Genomic DNA, 24,021 nt, shown 5'->3' on the forward strand with positions numbered 1-24,021 from the left:
TCTGTGTAATAAATAAAGGGCGCTTAGATGCCCTGTATACGGCGAGGCTCTCCCCCCTTGCCACGCGTGAGAACGTAAAAAAGCACCCATACTCAGGAGCACTCTCAATTATGTTTAAGAATGCATTTGCTAACCTGCAAAAGGTCGGTAAATCGCTGATGCTGCCGGTATCCGTACTGCCTATCGCAGGTATTCTGCTGGGCGTCGGTTCCGCGAATTTCAGCTGGCTGCCCGCCGTTGTATCGCATGTTATGGCAGAAGCAGGCGGTTCCGTCTTTGCAAACATGCCACTGATTTTTGCGATCGGTGTCGCCCTCGGCTTTACCAATAACGATGGCGTATCCGCGCTGGCTGCAGTTGTTGCCTATGGCATCATGGTTAAAACCATGGCCGTGGTTGCGCCACTGGTACTGCATTTACCTGCTGAAGAAATCGCCTCTAAACACCTGGCGGATACTGGCGTACTCGGAGGGATTATCTCCGGTGCGATTGCAGCGTATATGTTTAACCGTTTCTACCGTATTAAGCTGCCTGAGTATCTTGGCTTCTTTGCCGGCAAACGCTTTGTGCCGATCATTTCTGGCCTGGCTGCCATCTTTACTGGCGTTGTGCTGTCCTTCATTTGGCCGCCGATTGGTTCTGCAATCCAGACCTTCTCTCAGTGGGCTGCTTACCAGAACCCGGTAGTTGCGTTTGGCATTTACGGTTTCATCGAACGTTGCCTGGTACCGTTTGGTCTGCACCACATCTGGAACGTACCTTTCCAGATGCAAATTGGTGAATACACCAACGCAGCAGGTCAGGTTTTCCACGGCGACATTCCGCGTTATATGGCGGGTGACCCGACTGCGGGTAAACTGTCTGGTGGCTTCCTGTTCAAAATGTACGGTCTGCCAGCTGCCGCAATTGCTATCTGGCACTCTGCTAAACCAGAAAACCGCGCGAAAGTGGGCGGTATTATGATCTCCGCGGCGCTGACCTCGTTTCTGACCGGTATCACCGAGCCGATCGAGTTCTCCTTCATGTTCGTTGCGCCGATCCTGTACATCATCCACGCGATTCTGGCAGGCCTGGCATTCCCAATCTGTATTCTTTTGGGGATGCGTGACGGTACGTCGTTCTCGCACGGTCTGATCGACTTCATCGTTCTGTCTGGTAACAGCAGCAAACTGTGGCTGTTCCCGATCGTCGGTATCGGTTATGCGATTGTTTACTACACCATCTTCCGCGTGCTGATTAAAGCACTGGATCTGAAAACGCCGGGTCGTGAAGATGCGACTGAAGATGCAAAAGCGACTGGTACCAGCGAAATGGCACCGGCTCTGGTTGCTGCATTTGGTGGTAAAGAAAACATTACTAACCTCGACGCATGTATTACCCGTCTGCGCGTCAGCGTTGCTGATGTGTCTAAAGTGGATCAGCCTGGCCTGAAGAAACTGGGCGCAGCGGGCGTAGTGGTTGCTGGTTCTGGTGTTCAGGCGATTTTCGGTACTAAATCCGATAACCTGAAAACCGAGATGGATGAGTACATCCGTAACCACTAATCCGTAAGACGTTGGGGAGACTAAGGCAGCCAGATGGCTGCCTTTTTTACAGGTGTTATTCAGAATTGATACGTGCCGGTAATGCTGAAATTACGCGGTGCGCCGTAGACGATAGAACCTTCCACGTTGGTATCATAGGTTTTGTCGAACAGGTTATTGACGTTCCCCTGTAACGAGAAGTTTTTCGTCACCTGGTAGCGGGTGAAGAGATCCACCAGCGCGTAGCTACCTTGCTCGGCGCGGAAGGTGCCATACGGTGTCACGGTGTCGGTATACACGCGATTTTGCCAGTTAACACCACCGCCGACCGTCAACTCTGGCATGACAGGCAACCGGTAGCTGGTGAACATTTTAACCGTGGTGCGTGGCAGATTAGGATTAACGGCGTTTCCTTCGTTATCCTCTGCAATATAGCGCGTTGCGCCAAACGTCAGCTGCCAGTTGTCGGTAATTGCGCCGTTGAGTTCAAATTCCACACCTTTACTGACTGTCCCATCCACCGCTTTATAGGCGGTTTCGCCGTTGCTGCCGGGGATAGGTGTACCGGTGGACTGAGCGACATTATCCTGCTCAATACGGAAGATGGCTAACGTGGTGGTCAGACGGCTATTCATCCAGTCCGATTTCAGACCCAGCTCGTAGTTGTTACCGGTGATTGGAGCCAGATATTTGCCTGAACTGTCACGATCATTTTGCGGCTGGAAAATAGAGGTATAGCTGGCGTAGGTCGACCAGTTGTCATTGATGTCAAACACCAGACCAGCGTAAGGCGTGGTGTGGTTTTTCTCCATACTGTAAGTCAGCGTATCAACCCGCCAGTTGGTATAATGAGCGCCGAGGATCAGATGCAGCGGATCGGCAAGGGTGACTCGAGTGGCAGCATATAACGATTTCATATGTGTGGTATCGTCCTGCGCCAGACTCTGTGGTGACCAGTCGGTTTGTGGGAAATTGCCATTAAAGTTGTAGAAACTGCCAATTTCATCCGGGAAGATGTTGGCCCATGAACTGAAGTAACGATTGTTTTGTTTGCTGTAACTGCCACCAAACATTAGATTGTGCTGACGACCAAACAATTCATAACTACCGTCAGCGAACAAATCCAGCGCATCAACTTTACGTTTGCCGCTGTTCCAACCGGTGCCGCCGACATAATCAAAGCCAGGTCCATAATTACTGTATGGCCCAACCAGCATACCATCCGCTTTATTTACATAGGCATCGACATACATCATTTTACTGTCAAATTCGACTTCGGAGTGGGTGGCATTCAGTGTCGCTTGCCAGGTATCAGCAAACCGCTGCTTGAGGGTCATAAAGACCTTGTTGATCTCTTTATCGTTATACGCCCAGTCAGGTGCGGTACTGCGTGCGCGATCGTAACTGTTGCTGCTGCCATCAGTATTCCAGCGCGGTAAACCGCCCCAGGTTGGGCTATTAACATCAATGCGCTGATATTCGTAACCGGCTGAAAGCGTCGTAAGATCGCCTAAATCAGCATCGACAATGCCGGAGAAGAAGGTCTTTTCACTGTTGTAGCGGTCCAGCCATGAGTCGTTATTCTGGTAGCCGCCGACAATTCGCGCGCGGATTTTACCATCTTCGGTGAGTGGGCTTTGTAAATCCGCCACATACCGTTCTTTGTTCCAGCTACCGTATTCCGCCGAGACATCGCCTTTAAATTCACGACTGGTCGCGTGTTTTCGAACCATATTAATTGCCGCAGATGGATTACCCGTCCCGGTCATGAGTCCTGTCGCGCCACGCACTACTTCTACGCGTTCAAACAGTGCCATATCAGAAAGTGCGTCGCCCAGATTCCAGCGCGATTCAAAATAGGTGGGGATACCATCAACCATATAGTTATCGATCTGGAATCCGCGGGAATAATAAAGAGCACGATCGGAATCCGCCTGACTTTTGCTGATCCCCAGCGTGTTTTCCATCACTTCGCCCAGCGTTTGTAACTGCTGATCTTCCATCCGCTGCTGACTAACAATAGTGACCGACTGAGGAATATCACGTTGAGTCATCTGCATTTTGGTACCCGCAGAGGTAGACGTTACGCTGTAATCATTTTCGTCATCAACTGGAGTAGTGGCTGAACCCTCAACAATCACCGTTTCTTCAGTGGCTGGTGCAGCAAAAGCGGCGGAAGGTAAGAGTGCCAGTGCTATGCAGGTGGCAAGCAGTGACGGTTTGGTGATGGCTTGATATTGATTATCCCTGTTAAATTGTGTTGAAAGCATCTGAAATCTCTTGGTTTATGTTGTCGTCAGGCTCATGCCGGAGGAGGGTGATGAGCGGTTATATTTAGTGTGCGAATAATTTTGCATGTAAATGCAAATGAGAAATATACGCATTCATATTTGACGTGTAAACCAAACAGAGAATGTCTTTTCAGCGCATTCGCAGGCAGAAATGGGAATAATGGCGATATATACGGCAGCAAAACGATTTTTTGCTTAAGAAATCGTGAGTTAAGGTTGAAAGAGCAGGTTTAACTCGACCATACTCTATACTCGCAGTGTGGCGCGGCGTAGCATGGCGCAACGCATGGCTATTTGAAAAAGGAAAATGTCGTGGCAGAAGAAACTATATTCAGCAAAATTATTCGTCGTGAGATCCCCTCCGATATCGTCTACCAGGATGATCTGGTAACGGCGTTTCGCGATATTTCGCCGCAAGCGCCAACGCATATTCTGATCATTCCGAATATCCTCATTCCGACTGTGAACGACGTGTCTGCTGAGCATGAGCAGGCGCTGGGACGCATGATCACCGTAGCGGCAAAAATTGCTGAGCAAGAAGGTATTGCCGAAGATGGCTATCGTCTGATCATGAACACCAACCGCCACGGCGGACAAGAGGTTTACCACATCCATATGCACTTGTTGGGTGGCCGTCCGCTGGGACCAATGCTGGCGCATAAAGGTCTGTAACGATGAGAAAAGGATGCTTTGGGCTGGTGTCTCTGGCGTTGTTAGTGCTGGTGGGCTGTCGTTCACATCCGGAAATTCCGGTGAATGATGAGCAGTCGCTGGTGATGGAGTCATCTTTATTGGCTGCGGGCATCAGTGCAGAAAAGCCCGTCCTTTCGACGTCTGATATTCAACCTTCAGCATCCTCAACGCTTTATAACGAAAGGCAAGAACCCGTTACCGTTCATTATCGTTTTTACTGGTATGACGCCAGAGGGCTGGAGATGCATCCTCTGGAAAGGCCACGCAGCGTTACCATTCCCGCACATTCGGCGGTAACGCTGTACGGCAGCGCCAATTTTCTGGGGGCGCACAAAGTCAGACTTTATCTATATTTGTAAGGGGTGAATCTTGATGACCAAAATGAGTCGCTACGCCTTGATTACCGCGCTGGCGATGTTTCTCGCCGGGTGTGTGGGGCAACGTGAACCTGCTCCGGTAGAAGAAGTGAAACCAGCGCCGGAACAACCAGCCGAGCCGCAACAGCCTGTCCCCACAGTGCCATCGGTGCCGACGATACCGCAGCAGCCAGGCCCAATTGAGCACGAAGATCAAACTGCACCGCCTGCGCCGCATATTCGCCATTATGACTGGAATGGCGCAATGCAGCCGATGGTCAGTAAGATGCTTGGGGCTGACGGCGTGACTGCGGGTAGCGTCCTGCTGGTTGACAGCGTTAACAACCGTACTAACGGTTCGCTGAATGCCGCAGAAGCGACCGAAACGCTGCGAAATGCGCTGGCTAATAACGGTAAATTTACCCTGGTTTCCGCCCAGCAGCTGTCGATGGCAAAGCAACAGTTAGGTTTGTCGCCGCAGGACAGTTTAGGCACCCGTAGTAAAGCCATAGGCATTGCCCGCAATGTCGGCGCTCATTACGTGCTGTACTCCAGCGCCTCTGGCAACGTTAACGCTCCGACCCTACAAATGCAGCTGATGCTGGTGCAGACGGGCGAAATTATCTGGTCAGGTAAAGGTGCCGTTTCGCAGCAATAATCCCATCACGCGCGACGAATTGCTGTCGCGCTTTTTCCCGCAATTTCATCCCGTCACGACGTTTAATAGTGGGCTTAGTGGCGGGAGTTTTCTCATTGAACACCAGGGCCAGCGTTTTGTTGTACGTCAGCCGCACGATCCTGATGCGCCGCGGTTCGCGTTCTTGCGCCAGTATCGGGCTTTATCACAACTACCCGCATGCATTGCACCGAAGCCGCATTTATATCTCCGTGACTGGATGGTGGTCGACTATCTGCCCGGCGAGGTAAAAACGTATTTGCCGGATACCAACGAACTGGCAGGCTTGCTGTATTATCTACATCAACAACCGCGTTTTGGCTGGCGAATAACGCTGTTGCCGTTACTGGAACTGTACTGGCAGCAAAGCGATCCGGCTCGGCGGACAGTGGGTTGGCTGCGAAGGTTAAAACGTCTGCGCAAAGCGCGGGAACCACGGCCTTTACGCTTAAGTCCATTGCATATGGATGTCCACGCCGGAAATTTAGTGCATAGCGCGTCAGGGTTAAAACTCATCGACTGGGAGTATGCCGGAGATGGTGATATCGCGCTGGAACTGGCGGCGGTGTGGGTGGAAAATACTGACCAGCACCGGCAATTGGTCAATGACTATGCCACTCGCGCGAAGATTTACCCGGCGCAATTATGGCGTCAGGTCAGGCGATGGTTTCCCTGGCTGCTGATGCTCAAAGCAGGGTGGTTTGAGTACCGCTGGCGACAAACCGGCGATCAACAATTTATCAGGCTGGCCGATGACACCTGGCGGCAGCTATTAATAAAACAATAAGGAGAGCAGTGTGGGTCCAGTAATGTTGGATGTCGAAGGTTACGAACTGGACGCGGAAGAGCGTGAAATACTGGCGCATCCGCTGGTGGGAGGGCTGATTCTCTTTACGCGTAACTATCATGATCCTGCCCAGTTACGTGAACTGGTGCGCCAGATCCGCGCAGCTTCGCGCAATCATCTGGTGGTGGCGGTTGATCAGGAAGGTGGACGCGTGCAGCGTTTTCGTGAAGGTTTTACCCGCTTGCCAGCGGCACAATCATTTGCTGCGCTGTTGGGAATGGAAGAAGGCGGAAAACTGGCGCAAGAGGCAGGTTGGTTGATGGCCAGCGAAATGATTGCTATGGATATTGATATCAGCTTTGCGCCAGTGCTGGACGTCGGGCATATCAGCGCGGCGATTGGCGAGCGTTCTTATCATGCCGATCCCGAAAAAGCCCTGGCAATTGCCAGCCGGTTTATTGATGGTATGCATGAAGCCGGAATGAAAACTACCGGGAAACACTTCCCAGGACACGGTGCAGTAACGGCAGACTCACACAAAGAAACACCGTGTGACCCACGTCCGCAAGCGGAGATTCGCGCTAAAGATATGTCGGTCTTCAGTTCCTTAATCCGCGAAAATAAACTCGACGCCATTATGCCTGCGCATGTGATCTACAGTGATGTCGACCCGCGTCCGGCGAGCGGTTCTCCCTATTGGCTGAAAAACGTTTTGCGTCAGGAACTGGGTTTTGATGGCGTGATTTTCTCTGACGATTTATCGATGGAAGGTGCCGCGATTATGGGCAGTTATGCCGAACGCGGGCAGGCATCACTGGACGCGGGTTGCGATATGATCCTGGTCTGCAATAATCGTAAAGGGGCCGTCAGCGTGTTAGATAATCTGTCACCGATCAAGGCAGAACGTGTTACACGTTTGTATCATAAAGGTTCATTTTCGCGACAGGAACTGATGGACTCGGCTCGCTGGAAAGCGATTAGCGCCCGTCTGAATCAGTTACATGAACGCTGGCAGGAAGAGAAAGCAGGTCACTAACCCTGGCTTATGTGAGGAAGCGATGATTATCTATTTACACGGTTTTGACTCTAACAGTCCGGGTAACCACGAGAAAGTCTTACAATTGCAGTTTATTGACCCGGATGTACGCTTGATAAGCTACAGTACGCGGCATCCGAAACATGATATGCAGCATCTGCTCAAAGAAGTGGACAAAATGTTGCAACTGAACGTCGACGAGCGTCCGCTGATTTGCGGCGTTGGTCTGGGCGGATACTGGGCGGAACGGATTGGTTTTCTTTGCGATATCCGCCAGGTGATCTTCAACCCTAATTTGTTCCCTTATGAGAACATGGAAGGCAAGATTGATCGCCCGGAAGAGTATGCCGATATTGCCACTAAGTGTGTGACCAACTTCCGCGAAAAGAATCGCGATCGTTGCCTGGTGATTTTGTCGCGTAATGATGAAGCGCTTAACAGCCAGCGGACATCTGAAGAGTTGCATCATTATTACGAGATTGTCTGGGACGAAGAGCAGACGCACAAATTTAAGAATATCTCCCCGCATTTACAGCGCATTAAAGCGTTCAAAACCCTCGGGTAAATGCCCTCGTCGCATCAGGTAACCTTGCCGGTACCTGATGCGCTCCGGATTCTGTGGGTCGGATAAGGCGTTCACGCCGCATCCGACAGTCGAGCATCAATGCCTGATGCGCTTCTTATCAGGCCTACCGAACGCCCTCCATACACACCTCACTCTATATCATTCTCACAAATCAGCTCAAATAATAAACAACAAACTCTGTTTTTTGATCTCGCCCGGTAAAGTCGCCTATCTTTTCAGCAACAAAACTTGATTAACATCAATTTTGGTATGACCAATGCACCATTCATGTTATTCTCAATAGCGAAGAACATTTTCATTGCTGTAACCTGTTGTTAATTAAGAGCTATGTTAATAACTATTAATTAACAATTGGTTAATAAATTTAAGGGGGTCACGTTGACTACGCCATTGAAAAAAATTGTGATTGTCGGCGGCGGTGCTGGTGGGCTGGAAATGGCAACACAGCTGGGGCATAAGCTGGGACGCAAGAAAAAAGCCAAAATCACGCTGGTCGATCGTAACCACAGCCACCTGTGGAAACCGCTGCTGCACGAAGTGGCGACTGGCTCGCTTGATGAAGGCGTCGATGCGTTGAGCTATCTGGCCCATGCGCGTAATCATGGTTTCCAGTTCCAGCTGGGTTCCGTCATTGATATTGATCGTGAAGCGAAAACAATCACTATTGCAGAACTGCGCGACGAAAAAGGTGAATTGCTGGTTCCGGAACGTAAAATCGCCTATGACACCCTGGTAATGGCGCTGGGTAGCACCTCTAACGATTTCAATACGCCAGGTGTCAAAGAGAACTGCATTTTCCTCGATAACCCGCACCAGGCGCGTCGCTTCCACCAGGAGATGCTGAATCTGTTCCTGAAATACTCCGCCAACCTGGGCGCGAATGGCAAAGTGAACATTGCGATTGTCGGTGGCGGCGCGACGGGTGTAGAACTCTCCGCTGAATTGCACAACGCGGTCAAGCAACTGCACAGCTACGGCTATAAAGGTCTGACCAACGAAGCCCTGAACGTAACGCTGGTAGAAGCGGGCGAACGTATTTTGCCTGCATTACCGCCACGTATCTCTGCTGCGGCCCATAATGAGTTAACGAAACTTGGCGTTCGCGTGCTGACGCAAACCATGGTCACCAGTGCTGATGAAGGCGGCCTGCATACTAAAGATGGCGAATATATTGAGGCTGATCTGATGGTGTGGGCAGCCGGGATCAAAGCGCCAGACTTCCTGAAAGATATCGGTGGTCTTGAAACCAACCGTATCAACCAGCTGGTGGTGGAACCGACGCTGCAAACCACTCGCGATCCAGACATTTACGCTATTGGCGATTGCGCGTCATGCCCGCGTCCGGAAGGGGGCTTTGTTCCGCCGCGCGCTCAGGCTGCACACCAGATGGCAACTTGCGCAATGAACAACATTCTGGCGCAGATGAATGGTAAGCCGCTGAAAAATTATCAGTATAAAGATCACGGTTCTCTGGTATCGCTGTCGAACTTCTCCACCGTCGGTAGCCTGATGGGTAACCTGACGCGCGGCTCAATGATGATTGAAGGACGAATTGCGCGCTTTGTATACATCTCGCTATACCGAATGCACCAGATTGCGCTGCATGGTTACTTTAAAACCGGATTAATGATGCTGGTGGGGAGTATTAACCGCGTTATCCGTCCACGTTTGAAGTTGCATTAATCGGCTTGTACTGGCGGATGCGGCGTAAACGCCTTATCCGCCCTGGACAAATGGTACGAGCGGTAGGCCTGATAAGACGCGTTAAGCGTCGCATCAGGCATTCCTTCAGACTCCTCCGAATCCCTAAGTATTTCCAGCCATTCCCGCGCTTTTCATCTTCTGTCTGATAGCTGCTTTTCTCCTTCGCTTGCATGATTGGCATAACAGCAAAGAAGGAGGTGTTCCCGTGAATAAATCAATGTTGGCGGGTATGGGGATTGGTGTCGCAGCTGCGTTGGGCGTAGCGGCAGTGGCCAGTCTGAACGTGTTTGAACGTGGCCCGCAATACGCTCAGGTTGTTTCTGCAACCCCAATCAAGGAAACGGTTAAAACACCGCGTCAGGAGTGTCGCAACGTCACAGTGACCCATCGTCGACCGGTGCAGGATGAAAATCGCATTACCGGGTCGGTGCTCGGCGCTGTTGCTGGCGGCGTGATAGGGCATCAGTTTGGCGGTGGTCGCGGTAAAGATGTCGCCACTGTTGTGGGGGCGCTGGGAGGTGGCTATGCCGGTAACCAGATCCAGGGCTCTCTCCAGGAAAGCGATACTTACACGACTACGCAACAGCGTTGTAAAACGGTGTATGACAAGTCAGAAAAAATGCTCGGTTATGATGTGACCTATAAGATTGGCGATCAGCAGGGCAAAATCCGCATGGACCGCGATCCGGGTACGCAGATCCCGCTAGATAGCAACGGGCAACTGATTTTGAATAACAAAGTATAACAAGGCTGTACTCTGCAATTTAGCCCCTCATTCGCTCAGGCTGAGGGGCTTTTTTTGCGACTTATTTCACCAGTTCGGGCCATAAATGCAAAGTCGTTCGGGCAATCTGCATCAGTTTTTCCAGCGATGCACCTTCGCGTGCGCTGATCGACATCCCCTGAATAATACAATTAAGGAATTCTGCCAGATGCGTCACGTCACAGTGGGTCGGGATTTCCCCGCGCGCTTGTCGTTGACATAAAAACTGCTGCAAAGTGCGCTCTTGCATCGCATGGCGTGATTTCAGCGTATTGCCGATATCTCCGGAATCCGGGGAGAGGGTGGTGCAGTTGTTGATCATAAAGCAGCCAGCCGGGGTGTCTTTGCTGGTAAAGCAGTTGGCGACGGCAGCAAAATAGTCAGCCAGCGCAGTCTCCACGCTTTTCTCTTCACAAAACAGCTGTGCTTCATGCTTAGCGGCAAAACGATCGATATAGCGGTCGAGTACGGCGCGGAATAACCCCTCTTTGTTGGTAAATTCCGCGTATAGCGTGGGCGCTTTGGCTCCGGTCGCTTCGACGAGGTCCGCAAGAGAAGTCGCTTCATAACCGTGTTGCCAGAACAATTTCATGGCCTTATCAAGCGCGGCATCCCTGTCGAACACTTTTGGGCGGCCACGGCTTTTTTTTACACATTGTGTTGAGTCAGTTGCCATGATGCCGTTGTACCTGGTGACTGTGAATGAAAGGTTATTATAAAAATAATTACCTCCGTTCACCAGTCCAGATCCCATAAAAATAATTGCTTTCTATTTAACTGAAATTTAAGGATTTTTAAATTAATTAATGATTGTTATAAAAAATATCTTGTATGTGATCCAGATCACATCTATCATTTAGTTATCGATCGTTAAGTAATTGCTTGCGACGTCATTCATCTGCATAAGGCCACTATTATGAAAAACGTAAAAACCCTCATCGCTGCGGCGATTTTAAGCTCAATGTCATTTGCCAGCTTTGCGGCTGTCGAAGTTCAGTCAACGCCAGAAGGCCAACAAAAAGTCGGTACTATCAGTGCTAACGCGGGGACAAATCTGGGATCGCTGGAAGAGCAGCTGGCGCAAAAAGCGGATGAGATGGGCGCAAAATCTTTCCGTATTACTTCTGTAACCGGTCCGAATACCCTCCATGGAACAGCAGTAATTTATAAATAAGCATTAACCCTCATTAATGCCTGCTACTGCTGATTTTTTTCCCCGCGACATGCCGTGTCGCGGGGATTTTTTTATCCAGGATTTACAAAGTTTGTGGGCTCACTTGATGACGGCGGACATCCACCGGCATCCCGGAACGGACATCCATCACATGTTGCATCACTTCAGCGTCAGTTTGTGCTGCATCTTTAAATGATTGCATTGCGCTATTCAGCGTAATTGGCAGCAGCTGCGGATCGTCATCAATCTTCTCTGACAGCGGCTGATGTACTTCAACCAGACGCGCACCGTTTGGTTCGGCAGAGACTTTAATCGGGGTGTTGATGATATTTACTTTGGTACCTGGGGTGACCTGGCTAAAGAGTGTTTTGATATCGTCATCCCGCAGACGAATACAGCCAGAACTTACCCGCATGCCAATGCCGAAATCGGCGTTCGTACCATGAAGCAAATAAACGCCGCCATAGGCCGCCAGACGAATCGCATGATGGCCCATTGGGTTATCCGGTCCAGCCGGCACTACCGCAGGCAACTCAATTCCCTGTGCTTTATAACGGGCGCGGATGTTTGCCGTTGGCGTCCAGGTTGGGTTTGCTCGTTTGTCTGAAACGGTGGTCACCATTGTCGGTGTCAGCGTGTCACCACCCAACTGACCAATACCTATTGGATACACGGTTACCGAATTTTTACCCGGCGGGTAGTAATAGAGACGCAGCTCCGCAATATTGATCACAATGCCTTCGCGCGGCGCATCTGGAAGTAGGGTTTGCAACGGGATCGTTAACACGCTACCCGCGCGCGGTACGTAAGGATCAACGCCGGGGTTAGCCTGTAACAGAGCGAGAAAGCCGACGTTATATTTTTTGGCGATGGCTTCCAGAGAACCACCGTCATTTTCCACCACATGAAATTTGTTTTCGCCAACCAGACGACTGCCCGCTGGCGGCAGCGGCCAGGTGTTGGCTTTTGCCGGCAGCGCCAGCACCACGGCAGCGGCGAACGTAAAAAACGTTAGCCAGCGAGAAAAACGCGTTTTGATCATCACCAAAAATCCATAATAAATATAAGGTTATTGTAATAAACAGATAAGCCTGAATTATGGATGGTGACAGTGTCGGATAGTGCAGGGAAGTGCAAAGAATTTGTAAATGTTGCAGATGGGGGCGCAGAAACGCCCCCGATTTACTATTAAGCGATCGCGTTCTCTTCCAGTTCACGCATAAACTGGCGTACCCATTCGATACGCGTTTTTCGCTCGCTCAAATCCTGAATAAACTTCAGGCGAGTCGGGCCATCGAGGCGATAATGCTGCGGCTGTTTTTGCAGCAAATCAATCAGCCATGCCGGATTAACGTGATTCTTCTCGGCAAATTCGATCACGCCGCCTTTCTCATTACCTTCCAGCTTCCTGATCCCCAGTTTCTGCGCTTGCTGGCGCAGACGGGCAATATCCAGCAGGGTACGCGCCGGATCCGGCAGCAGGCCGAAGCGATCGATAAGCTCGACTTTGATCTCTTCCAGTTCGTTTTCCGTTTTGGCGCTGGCAATACGTTTATAGAACGACAAACGCGTATTCACGTCAGGAATGAAATCATCTGGCAATAGCGACGGCATCCGCAGCTCGACTTCTGTTTGCTGGCTGGTGAGATCTTCCAGCGACGGCTCGCGTCCGGCTTTCAGTGCATCGACGGCGTTTTCCAGCAACTCCATATACAGCGAGAAACCGATGGTTTCCATTGAGCCGCTTTGTTCTTCGCCAAGCAGTTCACCCGCGCCCCGAATCTCCAGATCGTGCGTTGCCAGCGCAAAACCTGCCCCGAGATCTTCCAGCGAGGCAATCGCTTCAAGACGTTTTTGCGCATCGGTAGTCATCGCTTTTGGATGCGGCGTCAGCAGCCATGCATATGCCTGATGATGCGAACGTCCGACGCGACCGCGCAACTGGTGCAGCTGCGCCAGACCGAAGTGATCCGCGCGTTCAATGATAATGGTGTTGGCTGTCGGGATGTCGATCCCGGTTTCGATAATGGTGGTACAAACCAGCACGTTGAAACGTTGATGATGGAAATCATTCATCACCCGTTCCAGTTCGCGCTCACGCATCTGCCCGTGACCGATGGCAATCCGCGCTTCAGGTACCAGTTCTGCCAGCCGTTCGGCGGCTTTCTGGATGTTTTCCACATCATTGTAGAGATAATAAACCTGTCCCCCGCGCAAAATTTCACGCAGGATCGCCTCCCGGACCACCAGACTGTCATACTCACGGACAAAGGTTTTAACTGCCAGACGACGGGCGGGCGGTGTGGCGATAATCGACAGATCGCGCATTCCGCTCATCGCCATATTCAGCGTACGTGGGATCGGCGTAGCGGTAAGCGTCAGAATATCCACGTTCGCGCGCATCGCTTTAATGCGCTCTTTATGACGCACCCCGAAGCGGTGTTCTTCATCGACAATCAGCAGGCCTAAATCTTTAAACTTGACGTCACTTTGCAGCAGTTTGTGCGTACCGATCAGAATATCGATTTTCCCTTCCGCTACTTCCGCAAGGATTTGCGTCTGCTCTTTGGCGCTGCGGAAACGGGAGATCATTTCGATACGTACCGGCCAGTTGGCGAAACGGTCGCGGAAGTTGTCGTAATGCTGCTGCGCGAGAAGGGTGGTAGGCACCAGCACCGCCACCTGCTTGTGGTTATCTACTGCCAGGAAAGCGGCGCGCATCGCCACTTCTGTTTTACCAAAGCCAACATCGCCGCACACCAGACGATCCATTGCCAGCGGCTGACACATGTCGCTAAGTACCGCATTAATGGCCTGCGCCTGATCCGGCGTGGTTTCAAACGGGAAGCTGTCGCAGAACAACTGATACTGCTCACGATCGTGTTTAAACGCGAAGCCCTCTTTGGCGGCGCGTTGCGCGTAGATATCCAGCAATTCCGCCGCCACATCACGCACTTTTTCCGCCGCTTTCTGCCGCGCGCGTGACCACGCATCGCCGCCAAGTTTATGCAGCGGGGCGTTTTCTTCCGCGCCACCTGCGTAACGGCTAATCAGATGCAGTGACGACACCGGAACATACAGTTTGGCGTCGTTGGCATAGGTGAGCATCAAATACTCGCCAGTAATGCCTCCAGCTTCGAGCGTGGTCATTCCGGCATAACGACCGACGCCGTGCTCCAGATGGACCACCGGCTGACCAATATGCAGCTCCGCAAGGTTACGGATCAGTGTATCGGGGTTGATGGCGCGGCGAGAATCCTGACGACGACGGGCAACGCGTTCACCGAGCAGATCGCTTTCGCAAATCAGCGCCAGATTACGTACCGTATCGACAAAACCATGTTCGGCAGCGCCAATCATCAGATAACGCCCACGGTCTTTGGCTTCATCAAGACGCATAATGCGTTGCGGAGCAATTTTAATTCGCGCGAGCAGTTCACCCAGCGCTTCACGGCGACCTTCACTTTCTACCGAGAACACCACCGGACCGTCGAAAGACTCGAGGAACTTACGCAGCGCATCCAGCGGCGCTTTTTGTTGTGCCTGAACGGCCAGGTCTGGCAGTTTCTGGAAACCTAAATTGGCATTCGCGGCTTTTGTCGGTAAATGTTCAGTTTTTAGCTGCACTCGGGGCCAGTTTTTCAGCTCTGAGAAGAGCTCGTCCACCCGCAGCCAGAGCGATTGTGGTGGCAACAGTGGGCGCATCGGATCGACGCCGCGATTCTCAAAACGCGCCAGCGTGTCAGCCTGGAAACGTTCGGCACTGTTTTCCAGATCGCCAGTATTCACCAGCAAGGTATTGGCAGGGAAATAACTGAACAGCGGCGGCAGTGGTTCGCTGAAGAACAATGGCTGCCAGTACTCGATCCCGGCAGGTAATGTGCCTTTACTCACTTGCTGGTAAATATGTTCCGGATCGCGCTTTACTTCGAAGGTATCGCGCCACTGGCTGCGGAACAGTTCAATTGCCGCTTTATCGGCCGGAAATTCGTGCGCGGGCAGCAGATTGATCGCTTCTACTTCCTCCAGCGTGCGCTGGCTGTCGACGTCAAACACCCGCAGACTGTCGATTTCATCATCAAAGAAATCAAGACGATAAGGCAGCTCACTTCCCATCGGGAAGAGATCCAGCAACGCGCCGCGCGTGGCGTATTCGCCGTGCTCCATAACCTGGTCAACATGGCGATAACCGGCGCTGTCCAGTTGGGTTCGTAATGCATCTCGTGACAGGCGCTGACCTTTTTTCATCACCAGCGCATGACCGTGGAGAAAACTGTGCGGGCAAACGCGCTGCATAAGCGTATTCACCGGAACAATCAGTACGCCACGCTGCATCGTCGGTAGCTGGTAAAGGGTGGAAAGGCGCGAGGAGATAATGTCCTGATGAGGCGAAAAACTGTCGTAGGGAAGGGTTTCCCAGTCCGCCAGATTCATCACCATCTGATCGGTAAACTGGCTGATTTCATCATGCAAACGCAGGGCATTTTGCATATCTGGTGCAATGAGTACCACCGGACCGGCGTGACGTTCGGCAATTTCCGCTACCAGCGTCGCGCAGGCAGCGCCGGTTAACTCGCCCAGCAGACGCTGCTCACCCGCTTTGACGGGCAGCGTATAACGATATTGTTCAGGCATAACGGTTGTCAGATTCTCGTTAGGATATGCCTCAACATATGGGGGCATATCTCTGATAAGCAATGCTGTTCATTATCCGTAATCGACATGGTTTAGCAAATTGAATCGCCCCGGCTGGGGCGATGGCTTAGCGGGAGTAACTGACGGCCGCGGGCAGAGAAGGCGGGGAGAACAACAGATCGCTGAATGCGCGCTGTGAAAGTTTTCTTACCAGCAAGCCCGCAACAGTACAGATGAACAAACTAACAAAGGGGTAAACCAGCAGGAGTGTCAGTTCGACTTGCGGCGACCAGCGTGCTGCGTTCATTTGCGCAAGCAGAGTTAAGCTGAATATTTCAACCAGAATGCGATGGGTGGTGTAGATAGCAATGGTGTTGGAACCAATCACATTCAGCAGGATGGTGGAGCGCATACCGAAACGTTGCTCGTATTGATAAAACAGCTTCATGATCACCACAATCGATACCAGCGACAACAGCAGCGAGATAGTAAACAACCAGGCACCGACCGCCAGAACGGTAAGCAAAGAAGCCATCAGCAGATGGCGGCGCAACGGCACCTCTTTAACACAGGTCATTATTGTTGCGCCAAACCATGCGCCAAGGCTGTAATAAGGCAAATTGCGGATCACACTGTTCATTCCCCACCACGGCGTGGGAACGAAATTAACCGCCACACTCAGCAGTACAAACAAGGCGAATAGTGGCAGCGCCAGACGGCTAAAAATTTTACATACCACGAAATAGACAATTAACGCATACAGATACCACAAGCTGGTGCTGGCGGTGATCATCCCGTGCAGGAACTCACCGGTGGAATCGGCATAAGCGGCATTGGAGGCATTGCTTAAATCGCGCTCAGGTGCCAGCCACTGGTTCAGCGCACTTAACGCCAGCCACTGCACCACGCCCCAAAGCGCCAGCACCCAGAAGATGTTCCAGATCCGTTTATCGAGACAATTTCCCCACGGTACGCTGTCGATATAGCGGCGAATCAAATAGCCGGATATAAAGAAAAAAACCGGCATACGAAAGGGTGCAAGGTAAAGATTGAAATAGATCCAGCATTTGCTCAGGACTTCCGATAACGGATGCTGGAAAGTGGTCAGATGCGGATAAAAGGTAATAACCGAGTGATAAATCACCACCAGACAAATACATAACCCTTTGATCTGGTTAATCCATAGCTCTTTTTGTTTCATCAGGACAACACGCTCTTTTTATTTAACATGCTGTTGATCCTGAGGGGCCAGTCGCGTGGTGTAATGCGTATCTGTCTGTATTTGGTTATTTTTCAGATAAAGATCAGGCTACAAGGCCGATGAGAAAATGAGGCCCTTTAGCCGATTGATTTGCTGGCACTTTTCAGATTAGCCCTGACGATCACTTACAGTTCAGACGTTTACCCATCCCGCTTTCGCTTATATACTCGTGTCTTTGCTAACAGCAACCAGACGGATTTCATGTACCAACCTGTCGCTCTATTTATTGGCCTGCGTTACATGCGTGGGCGTGCAGCGGATCGCTTCGGTCGTTTCGTCTCCTGGCTTTCTACCATCGGCATTACCCTCGGGGTGATGGCGCTGGTCACAGTATTGTCAGTGATGAACGGCTTTGAGCGCGAGCTGCAAAACAACATCCTTGGCCTGATGCCACAGGCAATTCTCTCTTCTGAGCATGGCTCTCTTAACCCGCAGCAACTCCCGGAAACGGCCGTCAAACTGGACGGCGTTAATCGCGTCGCACCTATCACTACCGGTGATGTGGTACTGCAAAGCGCGCGCAGCGTGGCGGTCGGGGTGATGCTGGGTATCGACCCGGCGCAAAAAGATCCACTAACGCCGTATCTGGTCAATGTGAAACAAACTGACCTCGAGCCGGGGAAATATAATGTCATCCTCGGTGAACAGCTGGCCTCACAGTTGGGCGTCAATCGCGGTGATCAAATCCGCGTGATGGTGCCATCTGCCAGCCAGTTCACGCCGATGGGGCGTATTCCAAGCCAGCGCCTGTTCAATGTGATTGGCACTTTCGCCGCCAACAGTGAAGTCGATGGCTATGAAATGCTGGTGAATATTGAGGATGCCTCGCGTCTGATGCGTTATCCGGCAGGCAATATTACCGGCTGGCGTTTGTGGCTGGATGAACCACTGAAAGTGGATTCTTTAAGCCAGCAAAAACTGCCTGAAGGCAGCAAATGGCAGGACTGGCGTGACCGTAAAGGCGAGCTGTTCCAGGCCGTACGCATGGAAAAAAATATGATGGGCTTGCTGCTGAGCCTGATTGTCGCCGTAGCGGCGTTTAACATTATTACCTCGCTAGGGCTGATGGTGATGGAGAAGCAGGGCGAAGTAGCGATCCTGCAAACGCAAGGCTTAACTCCGCGACAAATCATGATGGTCTTTATGGTGCAAGGGGCCAGCGCCGGGATTATCGGTGCGATCCTCGGAGCGGCGCTTGGCGCACTGCTTGCCAGCCAGTTAAATAATCTGATGCCGATAATCGGCGTCCTGCTTGATGGCGCGGCACTGCCGGTCGCTATCGAACCTTTACAGGTCATTGTTATTGCGCTGGTGGCGATGGCTATCGCGCTGCTGTCTACGCTTTACCCTTCATGGCGCGCTGCCGCCACTCAACCCGCTGAGGCTTTACGTTATGAATAAGATCCTGTTGCAATGCGACAACCTGTGCAAACGCTATCAGGAAGGCAGTGTGCAAACCGATGTACTGCACAATGTCAGTTTCAGCGTCGGCGAAGGTGAAATGATGGCGATCGTCGGTAGCTCTGGTTCCGGTAAAAGTACCTTGCTGCACCTGCTGGGCGGGCTGGATACGCCAACCTCCGGCGATGTGATCTTTAACGGTCAACCGATGAGCAAACTGTCTTCGGCGGCGAAAGCAGAACTGCGCAACCAGAAGCTGGGCTTTATTTATCAGTTTCACCACCTGCTGCCGGATTTTACTGCCCTGGAAAACGTGGCTATGCCACTGCTGATTGGCAAGAAAAAGCCCGCTGAAATCAACAGTCGAGCGTTGGAAATGTTAAAAGCGGTGGGGCTGGAGCATCGTGCGAATCACCGCCCATCTGAACTTTCTGGTGGCGAACGCCAGCGTGTGGCGATTGCCCGTGCGCTGGTCAATAACCCTCGTCTGGTACTGGCGGATGAACCTACCGGTAACCTTGATGCGCGTAACGCCGACAGCATCTTCCAGTTGCTTGGGGAGTTGAATCGCTTGCAGGGCACCGCCTTCCTGGTGGTCACTCACGACCTGCAACTGGCGAAACGTATGAGCCGCCAACTGGAAATGCGTGATGGACGTCTGACGGCGGAACTGAGCCTGATGGGGGCGGAGTAATGGCGATGCCTTTATCGTTATTAATTGGCCTGCGTTTTAGCCGCGGACGGCGACGCGGCGGCATGGTGTCGCTGATCTCCGTCATTTCTACCATTGGCATTGCCCTCGGCGTGGCGGTATTGATCGTCGGCTTAAGCGCGATGAACGGCTTTGAACGCGAACTGAACAACCGTATTCTGGCGGTGGTGCCGCATGGTGAAATCGAAGCGGTAAATCAGCCATGGACTAACTGGCAGGAAGCACTGGATAAAGTGCAGAAAGTGCCGGGTATTGCCGCCGCTGCGCCGTATATCAATTTCACCGGGCTGGTGGAGAGCGGCGCGAATCTGCGCGCTCTGCAGGTTAAAGGCGTTGATCCGCAACAGGAACAGCGTCTGAGCGCATTACCCTCGTTTGTTCAGGGGGATGCCTGGAATAATTTTAAAGCGGGCGAACAGCAAATTATCATCGGCAAAGGCGTGGCGGATGCGCTGAAAGTGAAGCAGGGCGATTGGGTGTCGATTATGATCCCCAACTCGAATCCCGAGCATAAACTGATGCAGCCAAAACGTGTGCGTTTGCACGTTGCCGGTATTTTGCAGTTGAGTGGTCAACTCGATCACAGTTTTGCCATGATCCCGCTGGCAGATGCCCAGCAATATCTTGATATGGGTTCCAGCGTGTCAGGTATTGCCCTTAAAATGACGGATGTTTTCAACGCCAATAAGCTGGTACGCGATGCGGGTGAAGTGACCAACAGCTATGTTTATATTAAAAGCTGGATTGGTACTTACGGCTATATGTATCGCGATATCCAGATGATCCGCGCCATTATGTATCTGGCGATGGTACTGGTGATTGGCGTGGCCTGTTTCAACATCGTCTCAACCTTAGTTATGGCGGTGAAAGACAAGAGTGGCGATATCGCAGTATTAAGAACGCTGGGGGCGAAAGATGGTTTAATTCGCGCCATCTTTGTCTGGTATGGATTGCTGGCAGGGCTGTTCGGCAGCCTGTGTGGTGTGATTATCGGCGTAGTTGTTTCACTGCAACTTACCCCGATTATTGAGTGGATTGAAAAGTTGATCGGTCATCAGTTCCTCTCCAGCGATATCTATTTTATTGACTTCCTGCCATCGGAATTGCACTGGCTGGACGTCTTCTACGTACTGGTCACAGCATTGTTGCTGAGTCTTTTGGCAAGTTGGTATCCGGCGCGGCGCGCCAGTAATATTGACCCTGCGCGAGTCCTTAGCGGCCAGTAAAGGCAGTACATTAAAACAAGGAGCGGCAATGTATTACGGGTTTGATATTGGTGGAACGAAAATTGCGCTTGGCGTGTTTGATAGTGGTCGGCAGTTGCAGTGGGAAAAGCGGGTGCCGACACCGCGTGACAGCTATGACGCATTTTTAGATGCAGTGTGCGAGCTGGTGACTGAAGCCGATAAGCGTTTTGGCTGTAAAGGTTCTGTAGGCATCGGTATTCCGGGAATGCCGGAAACAGAAGATGGTACGCTGTATGCTGCCAATGTCCCCGCTGCCAGCGGTAAACCGTTGCGTGCCGACCTGAGCGTACGTCTTGATCGCGATGTCCGCCTTGATAACGATGCCAACTGTTTTGCCCTTTCAGAAGCCTGGGATGATGAATTTACTCAATATCCACTGGTGATGGGGTTGATTCTCGGCACCGGCGTTGGCGGCGGGCTGATTTTCAACGGTAAACCAATTACCGGTAAAAGCTATATTACCGGCGAGTTTGGCCATATGCGTCTGCCGGTTGATGCGTTAACCATGATGGGGCTGGATTTCCCGTTACGCCGCTGCGGCTGTGGTCAGCATGGCTGCATTGAAAATTATCTGTCTGGTCGCGGTTTTGCGTGGCTGTATCAACACTATTATCATCAACCGTTGCAGGCTCCCAAAATTATTGCGCTTTATGATCAAGGCGATGAGCAGGCAAGGGCGCACGTTGAGCGTTATCTGGATTTATTAGCGGTTTGTCTGGGAAATATCCTGACCATTGTTGACCCTGACCTGGTCGTCATTGGTGGTGGCTTATCGAATTTCCCGGCAATCACAACGCAACTGGCGGACAGGCTGCCTCGTCATCTCTTACCTGTAGCTCGTGTTCCGCGCATTGAACGCGCGCGCCACGGTGATGCGGGAGGAATGCGTGGTGCGGCTTTCCTACATCTAACCGATTAAACAACAGAGGTTGCTATGCTGTCGCGTCGGGGTCATCGGTTAAGTCGTTTTCGTAAAAATAAACGCCGCCTGCGCGAGCGTTTGCGTCAGCGTATTTTTTTCAGAGATAAAGTGGTGCCGGAAGCAATGGAAAAACCAAGAGTACTCGTACTGACAGGGGCAGGGATTTCTGCGGAATCAGGTATTCGTACCTTTCGCGCCGCAGATGGCCTGTGGGAAGAACATCGGGTTGAAGATGTGGCAACGCCGGAAGGTTTCGATCGCGATCCTGAACTGGTGCAAGCGTTTTATAACGCCCGTCGTCGACAGCTACAGCAGCCAGAAATTCAGCCTAACGCCGCGCATCTTGCGCTGGCTAAACTGCAAGACGCCCTCGGCGATCGCTTTTTGCTGGTGACGCAGAATATCGACAACCTGCATGAACGCGCAGGTAATACCAATGTCATTCATATGCATGGGGAACTGCTGAAAGTTCGCTGTTCGCAAAGTGGTCAGGTTCTCGACTGGACCGGAGACGTTACGCCAGAAGATAAATGCCATTGTTGCCAGTTCCCGGCACCCTTGCGCCCGCACGTCGTTTGGTTTGGCGAAATGCCACTCGGCATGGATGAAATTTATATGGCGTTGTCAATGGCCGATATTTTCATTGCCATTGGTACATCAGGGCATGTTTATCCGGCGGCTGGGTTTGTTCACGAAGCGAAACTGCATGGCGCACACACCGTGGAACTGAATCTTGAACCAAGCCAGGTCGGTAATGAATTTGCCGAGAAATATTACGGCCCGGCAAGCCAGGTGGTGCCAGAGTTTGTTGAAAAGTTGCTGAAGGGCTTATAAAGCAGGAAGCATTGCCTGATGCGCTACGCTTATCAGGCCTACAAGGGGACGCAATTAATTGAATTTGCGGGTTTTGTGGGCCAGATAAGGCGTTCGCGCCGCATCCGGCATAATAAACGCACACTTTACTGCCTCTTTTACCGTTTACTCGTCAATAACAACGCGGCAATAAACGTACAGACACCAATCAGCCCTGCCCAGAGCGGCGATATTCTGGTAATCGCAAAGCTATTATCGATGTACAAACATAAAGCCTGATAACCCATATTGGCAATAGTCATCGCCACTGCAAACTTTAATGCATAATTAAGGCGCGTCGTGTAGTAAAAAAATGCAGTAAAGACGATGAATGCAACTGCCCAGGCAAAAAGACCTAATATCGTGGTACTGCCGGGAGGATCATTCTCCTGCTGTTGTCCGGGATGCGGATAATATGTCAGTGGCGGCGTCGGTTGTTTTAATATCTGTGCTTGTAAAACAGCCAATGCATTATTGATTCCCTGATACCAGAGGTCCGCATGTAAATAAGCCTGAGTGTGATTTTCTACCAGAAGGCCGAGATGTTTATCGTCCAGACCGCTTTCAACCTGGCCGTTGGTTATCATAATTAACCGTGGCTCGCGGGTGGTAAAAAGTAACAGGACGCTGCCTTTTACATCACTCAATGAAGATGACGCATGCGCCAGCATCGCTTTGCCATTTTGCCTGAAGCTTGCTTCATTAACGCCAGGTACAACCACGATAAACGGCGCAATCCCGGTTTGTTGACGAAAAAGCTCCGCTTTCTGCGCAATCTCCTCAGCATCCGGTACAGTACCTGTAACATCCGTAAAAAGTGTCTTCATTATTGGGATTAAGGGCTTACTGGTTGCTGTCAGAGGCAGCAGTATCAGTAAACTGAGCAGTATTATGATTTTTTTCATGGACGGGACTTCCGTTTCCTGCGTGACTTTTTAGAGGAGGGCATACTGATTAATAAACCGACGGCGATAAAAATAACGCCCATAATGCCGATAAACCCCCATTTAAAAAAATTAACCCACGGGTTATTTATCTCAGCCTTTTCAGGATGCCCTGGAGAATAATAAACATTAACTTTATCGCCTTCGCTGTCTTCATAAAAATCGCTGCCGATACTCGAATTGAAAATTAGCGTGTAATCAGGCGTCGGTCGAAAGGCAACGACGGGATACCACGAACCATTTTTACCCGTGCGATGAGAATGACTGGAGTGCCAGACGGTATCAACAATGACGCCTTCAGTATGAATCGCGTCTTTGCTATAGGTGAACTGGTTATAAAAGACAACAACAGAAATGAGGATCAGTACCAGACCGATACCGAGGAATATACGAAAGAAAACTCTACTGTCCTGACTCATTAGCCACATCCTTGCTAAATAAAAAACGGGCGGTAATAC

General features: G+C 51.3%; 22 protein-coding genes. 15 read left to right on the forward strand and 7 right to left on the reverse strand.

Features of this window, described 5'->3' with window-relative positions:
• The first annotated feature begins 110 nt into the window (after positions 1-110).
• Positions 111-1,544: a PTS glucose transporter subunit IIBC gene (gene ptsG / locus ACJHXB_RS09045; protein WP_000475720.1), complete on the forward strand. Its 1,434-nt coding sequence runs from the start codon at positions 111-113 to the stop codon at positions 1,542-1,544.
• A 59-nt stretch (positions 1,545-1,603) separates the two neighbouring features.
• On the opposite strand, the gene fhuE is transcribed toward ptsG, so the two are convergent.
• Positions 1,604-3,793 carry a ferric-rhodotorulic acid/ferric-coprogen receptor FhuE gene (gene fhuE / locus ACJHXB_RS09050; protein WP_410233484.1) on the reverse strand — a complete coding sequence of 730 codons (2,190 nt, stop codon included), beginning with the start codon at positions 3,791-3,793 and terminating at the stop codon, positions 1,604-1,606.
• A gap of 333 nt (positions 3,794-4,126) precedes the next feature.
• Between fhuE and hinT the strand changes: the two genes are divergently transcribed.
• From hinT to ACJHXB_RS09090, 8 genes are all read left to right on the forward strand, one after another.
• The gene (gene hinT / locus ACJHXB_RS09055) at positions 4,127-4,486 is read left to right on the forward strand and encodes a purine nucleoside phosphoramidase (protein WP_000807125.1); all 360 of its coding nucleotides are present in this window, start codon (positions 4,127-4,129) and stop codon (positions 4,484-4,486) included.
• 2 nt (positions 4,487-4,488) lie between these two features.
• Positions 4,489-4,866, forward strand: coding sequence for a YcfL family protein (locus ACJHXB_RS09060; protein ID WP_001225291.1), 378 nt, complete (start codon positions 4,489-4,491; stop codon positions 4,864-4,866).
• A gap of 13 nt (positions 4,867-4,879) precedes the next feature.
• The gene (lpoB, locus tag ACJHXB_RS09065; protein ID WP_000164439.1) at positions 4,880-5,521 is read left to right on the forward strand and encodes a penicillin-binding protein activator LpoB; all 642 of its coding nucleotides are present in this window, start codon (positions 4,880-4,882) and stop codon (positions 5,519-5,521) included.
• On the forward strand, positions 5,502-6,326 hold the full coding sequence (thiK, locus tag ACJHXB_RS09070; protein ID WP_001116587.1) for a thiamine kinase: 825 nt from the start codon (positions 5,502-5,504) through the stop codon (positions 6,324-6,326). The genes lpoB and thiK overlap by 20 nt, the downstream gene beginning before the upstream one ends.
• 10 nt (positions 6,327-6,336) lie before the next feature.
• Positions 6,337-7,362: a beta-N-acetylhexosaminidase gene (gene nagZ, locus ACJHXB_RS09075; RefSeq protein WP_000529283.1), complete on the forward strand. Its 1,026-nt coding sequence runs from the start codon at positions 6,337-6,339 to the stop codon at positions 7,360-7,362.
• A gap of 22 nt (positions 7,363-7,384) precedes the next feature.
• Positions 7,385-7,927: an alpha/beta hydrolase YcfP gene (ycfP, locus tag ACJHXB_RS09080; protein ID WP_000587933.1), complete on the forward strand. Its 543-nt coding sequence runs from the start codon at positions 7,385-7,387 to the stop codon at positions 7,925-7,927.
• Positions 7,928-8,326: 399 nt separating this feature from the next.
• Positions 8,327-9,631 (forward strand): NADH-quinone dehydrogenase, encoded by a 1,305-nt coding sequence (gene ndh / locus ACJHXB_RS09085; RefSeq protein WP_000211045.1) that lies wholly within the window; start codon positions 8,327-8,329, stop codon positions 9,629-9,631.
• A 226-nt stretch (positions 9,632-9,857) separates the two neighbouring features.
• Positions 9,858-10,397 carry a glycine zipper 2TM domain-containing protein gene (locus ACJHXB_RS09090; RefSeq protein WP_001469340.1) on the forward strand — a complete coding sequence of 180 codons (540 nt, stop codon included), beginning with the start codon at positions 9,858-9,860 and terminating at the stop codon, positions 10,395-10,397.
• A gap of 61 nt (positions 10,398-10,458) precedes the next feature.
• Here the strand turns inward: ACJHXB_RS09090 and comR are convergent, their stop codons facing one another.
• The gene (comR, locus tag ACJHXB_RS09095; RefSeq protein ID WP_020240320.1) at positions 10,459-11,091 is read right to left on the reverse strand and encodes a TetR family copper-responsive transcriptional repressor ComR; all 633 of its coding nucleotides are present in this window, start codon (positions 11,089-11,091) and stop codon (positions 10,459-10,461) included.
• 240 nt (positions 11,092-11,331) lie between these two features.
• On the opposite strand from comR, the gene bhsA reads away from it, so the two are divergent.
• Entirely contained in the window at positions 11,332-11,589 is a 258-nt protein-coding gene (gene bhsA / locus ACJHXB_RS09100; protein WP_000800153.1) for a multiple stress resistance protein BhsA, read from the forward strand.
• Positions 11,590-11,671: 82 nt separating this feature from the next.
• On the opposite strand, the gene ldtC is transcribed toward bhsA, so the two are convergent.
• The 3 genes from ldtC to ACJHXB_RS09115 form a co-directional block, all read right to left on the reverse strand.
• Complete coding sequence (ldtC, locus tag ACJHXB_RS09105; RefSeq protein ID WP_001469339.1) at positions 11,672-12,634, reverse strand: L,D-transpeptidase LdtC; 963 nt, start codon at positions 12,632-12,634, stop codon at positions 11,672-11,674.
• Positions 12,635-12,777: 143 nt separating this feature from the next.
• A complete protein-coding gene (gene mfd, locus ACJHXB_RS09110) occupies positions 12,778-16,224 on the reverse strand; it encodes a transcription-repair coupling factor (protein ID WP_001469338.1) in 3,447 nt (1,148 codons plus the stop codon).
• 127 nt (positions 16,225-16,351) lie between these two features.
• Entirely contained in the window at positions 16,352-17,425 is a 1,074-nt protein-coding gene (locus ACJHXB_RS09115; protein ID WP_000810252.1) for an acyltransferase family protein, read from the reverse strand.
• 261 nt (positions 17,426-17,686) lie between these two features.
• On the opposite strand from ACJHXB_RS09115, the gene lolC reads away from it, so the two are divergent.
• Genes lolC through cobB form a run of 5 tightly spaced genes read left to right on the forward strand, consistent with a single transcriptional unit; the run spans position 17,687 to position 22,601 of the window.
• On the forward strand, positions 17,687-18,886 hold the full coding sequence (gene lolC, locus ACJHXB_RS09120; RefSeq protein ID WP_000284714.1) for a lipoprotein-releasing ABC transporter permease subunit LolC: 1,200 nt from the start codon (positions 17,687-17,689) through the stop codon (positions 18,884-18,886).
• Positions 18,879-19,580 carry a lipoprotein-releasing ABC transporter ATP-binding protein LolD gene (gene lolD / locus ACJHXB_RS09125; RefSeq protein ID WP_001033695.1) on the forward strand — a complete coding sequence of 234 codons (702 nt, stop codon included), beginning with the start codon at positions 18,879-18,881 and terminating at the stop codon, positions 19,578-19,580. Before lolC ends, lolD begins: the two co-directional genes overlap by 8 nt.
• On the forward strand, positions 19,580-20,824 hold the full coding sequence (gene lolE / locus ACJHXB_RS09130) for a lipoprotein-releasing ABC transporter permease subunit LolE (protein WP_001251381.1): 1,245 nt from the start codon (positions 19,580-19,582) through the stop codon (positions 20,822-20,824). Before lolD ends, lolE begins: the two co-directional genes overlap by 1 nt.
• 28 nt (positions 20,825-20,852) lie before the next feature.
• Positions 20,853-21,764 (forward strand): N-acetylglucosamine kinase, encoded by a 912-nt coding sequence (gene nagK / locus ACJHXB_RS09135; RefSeq protein ID WP_410233485.1) that lies wholly within the window; start codon positions 20,853-20,855, stop codon positions 21,762-21,764.
• A gap of 15 nt (positions 21,765-21,779) precedes the next feature.
• Positions 21,780-22,601 carry a Sir2 family NAD+-dependent deacetylase gene (cobB, locus tag ACJHXB_RS09140; protein WP_000952736.1) on the forward strand — a complete coding sequence of 274 codons (822 nt, stop codon included), beginning with the start codon at positions 21,780-21,782 and terminating at the stop codon, positions 22,599-22,601.
• A gap of 137 nt (positions 22,602-22,738) precedes the next feature.
• Here cobB and ACJHXB_RS09145 read toward each other — a convergent pair whose 3' ends face one another.
• Together ACJHXB_RS09145 and ACJHXB_RS09150 are read right to left on the reverse strand one after the other, a co-directional pair.
• The gene (locus tag ACJHXB_RS09145; protein WP_000720218.1) at positions 22,739-23,524 is read right to left on the reverse strand and encodes a TPM domain-containing protein; all 786 of its coding nucleotides are present in this window, start codon (positions 23,522-23,524) and stop codon (positions 22,739-22,741) included.
• Positions 23,521-23,982, reverse strand: a complete 462-nt coding sequence (locus ACJHXB_RS09150; protein ID WP_001366277.1) for a DUF3592 domain-containing protein — start codon at positions 23,980-23,982, stop codon at positions 23,521-23,523. Before ACJHXB_RS09150 ends, ACJHXB_RS09145 begins: the two co-directional genes overlap by 4 nt.
• Positions 23,983-24,021 lie beyond the last annotated feature (39 nt).

It is taken from the genome of Escherichia sp. WS3227_2, assembly GCF_046486495.1.
In the GTDB taxonomy this organism is placed as follows: Bacteria; Pseudomonadota; Gammaproteobacteria; order Enterobacterales; family Enterobacteriaceae; genus Escherichia; species Escherichia coli.

Coding starts and splice junctions, on each gene's coding strand:
- ptsG (WP_000475720.1), top strand. CDS start 111: ATGTTTAAGAATGCATTTGCTAACCTGCAAAAGGTCGGTAAATCGCTG.
- fhuE (WP_410233484.1), bottom strand. CDS start 3,793: ATGCTTTCAACACAATTTAACAGGGATAATCAATATCAAGCCATCACC.
- ACJHXB_RS09060 (WP_001225291.1), top strand. CDS start 4,489: ATGAGAAAAGGATGCTTTGGGCTGGTGTCTCTGGCGTTGTTAGTGCTG.
- lpoB (WP_000164439.1), top strand. CDS start 4,880: ATGACCAAAATGAGTCGCTACGCCTTGATTACCGCGCTGGCGATGTTT.
- ycfP (WP_000587933.1), top strand. CDS start 7,385: ATGATTATCTATTTACACGGTTTTGACTCTAACAGTCCGGGTAACCAC.
- comR (WP_020240320.1), bottom strand. CDS start 11,091: ATGGCAACTGACTCAACACAATGTGTAAAAAAAAGCCGTGGCCGCCCA.
- bhsA (WP_000800153.1), top strand. CDS start 11,332: ATGAAAAACGTAAAAACCCTCATCGCTGCGGCGATTTTAAGCTCAATG.
- mfd (WP_001469338.1), bottom strand. CDS start 16,224: ATGCCTGAACAATATCGTTATACGCTGCCCGTCAAAGCGGGTGAGCAG.
- ACJHXB_RS09115 (WP_000810252.1), bottom strand. CDS start 17,425: ATGAAACAAAAAGAGCTATGGATTAACCAGATCAAAGGGTTATGTATT.
- lolC (WP_000284714.1), top strand. CDS start 17,687: ATGTACCAACCTGTCGCTCTATTTATTGGCCTGCGTTACATGCGTGGG.
- lolD (WP_001033695.1), top strand. CDS start 18,879: ATGAATAAGATCCTGTTGCAATGCGACAACCTGTGCAAACGCTATCAG.
- lolE (WP_001251381.1), top strand. CDS start 19,580: ATGGCGATGCCTTTATCGTTATTAATTGGCCTGCGTTTTAGCCGCGGA.
- nagK (WP_410233485.1), top strand. CDS start 20,853: ATGTATTACGGGTTTGATATTGGTGGAACGAAAATTGCGCTTGGCGTG.
- cobB (WP_000952736.1), top strand. CDS start 21,780: ATGCTGTCGCGTCGGGGTCATCGGTTAAGTCGTTTTCGTAAAAATAAA.
- ACJHXB_RS09145 (WP_000720218.1), bottom strand. CDS start 23,524: ATGAAAAAAATCATAATACTGCTCAGTTTACTGATACTGCTGCCTCTG.
- ACJHXB_RS09150 (WP_001366277.1), bottom strand. CDS start 23,982: ATGAGTCAGGACAGTAGAGTTTTCTTTCGTATATTCCTCGGTATCGGT.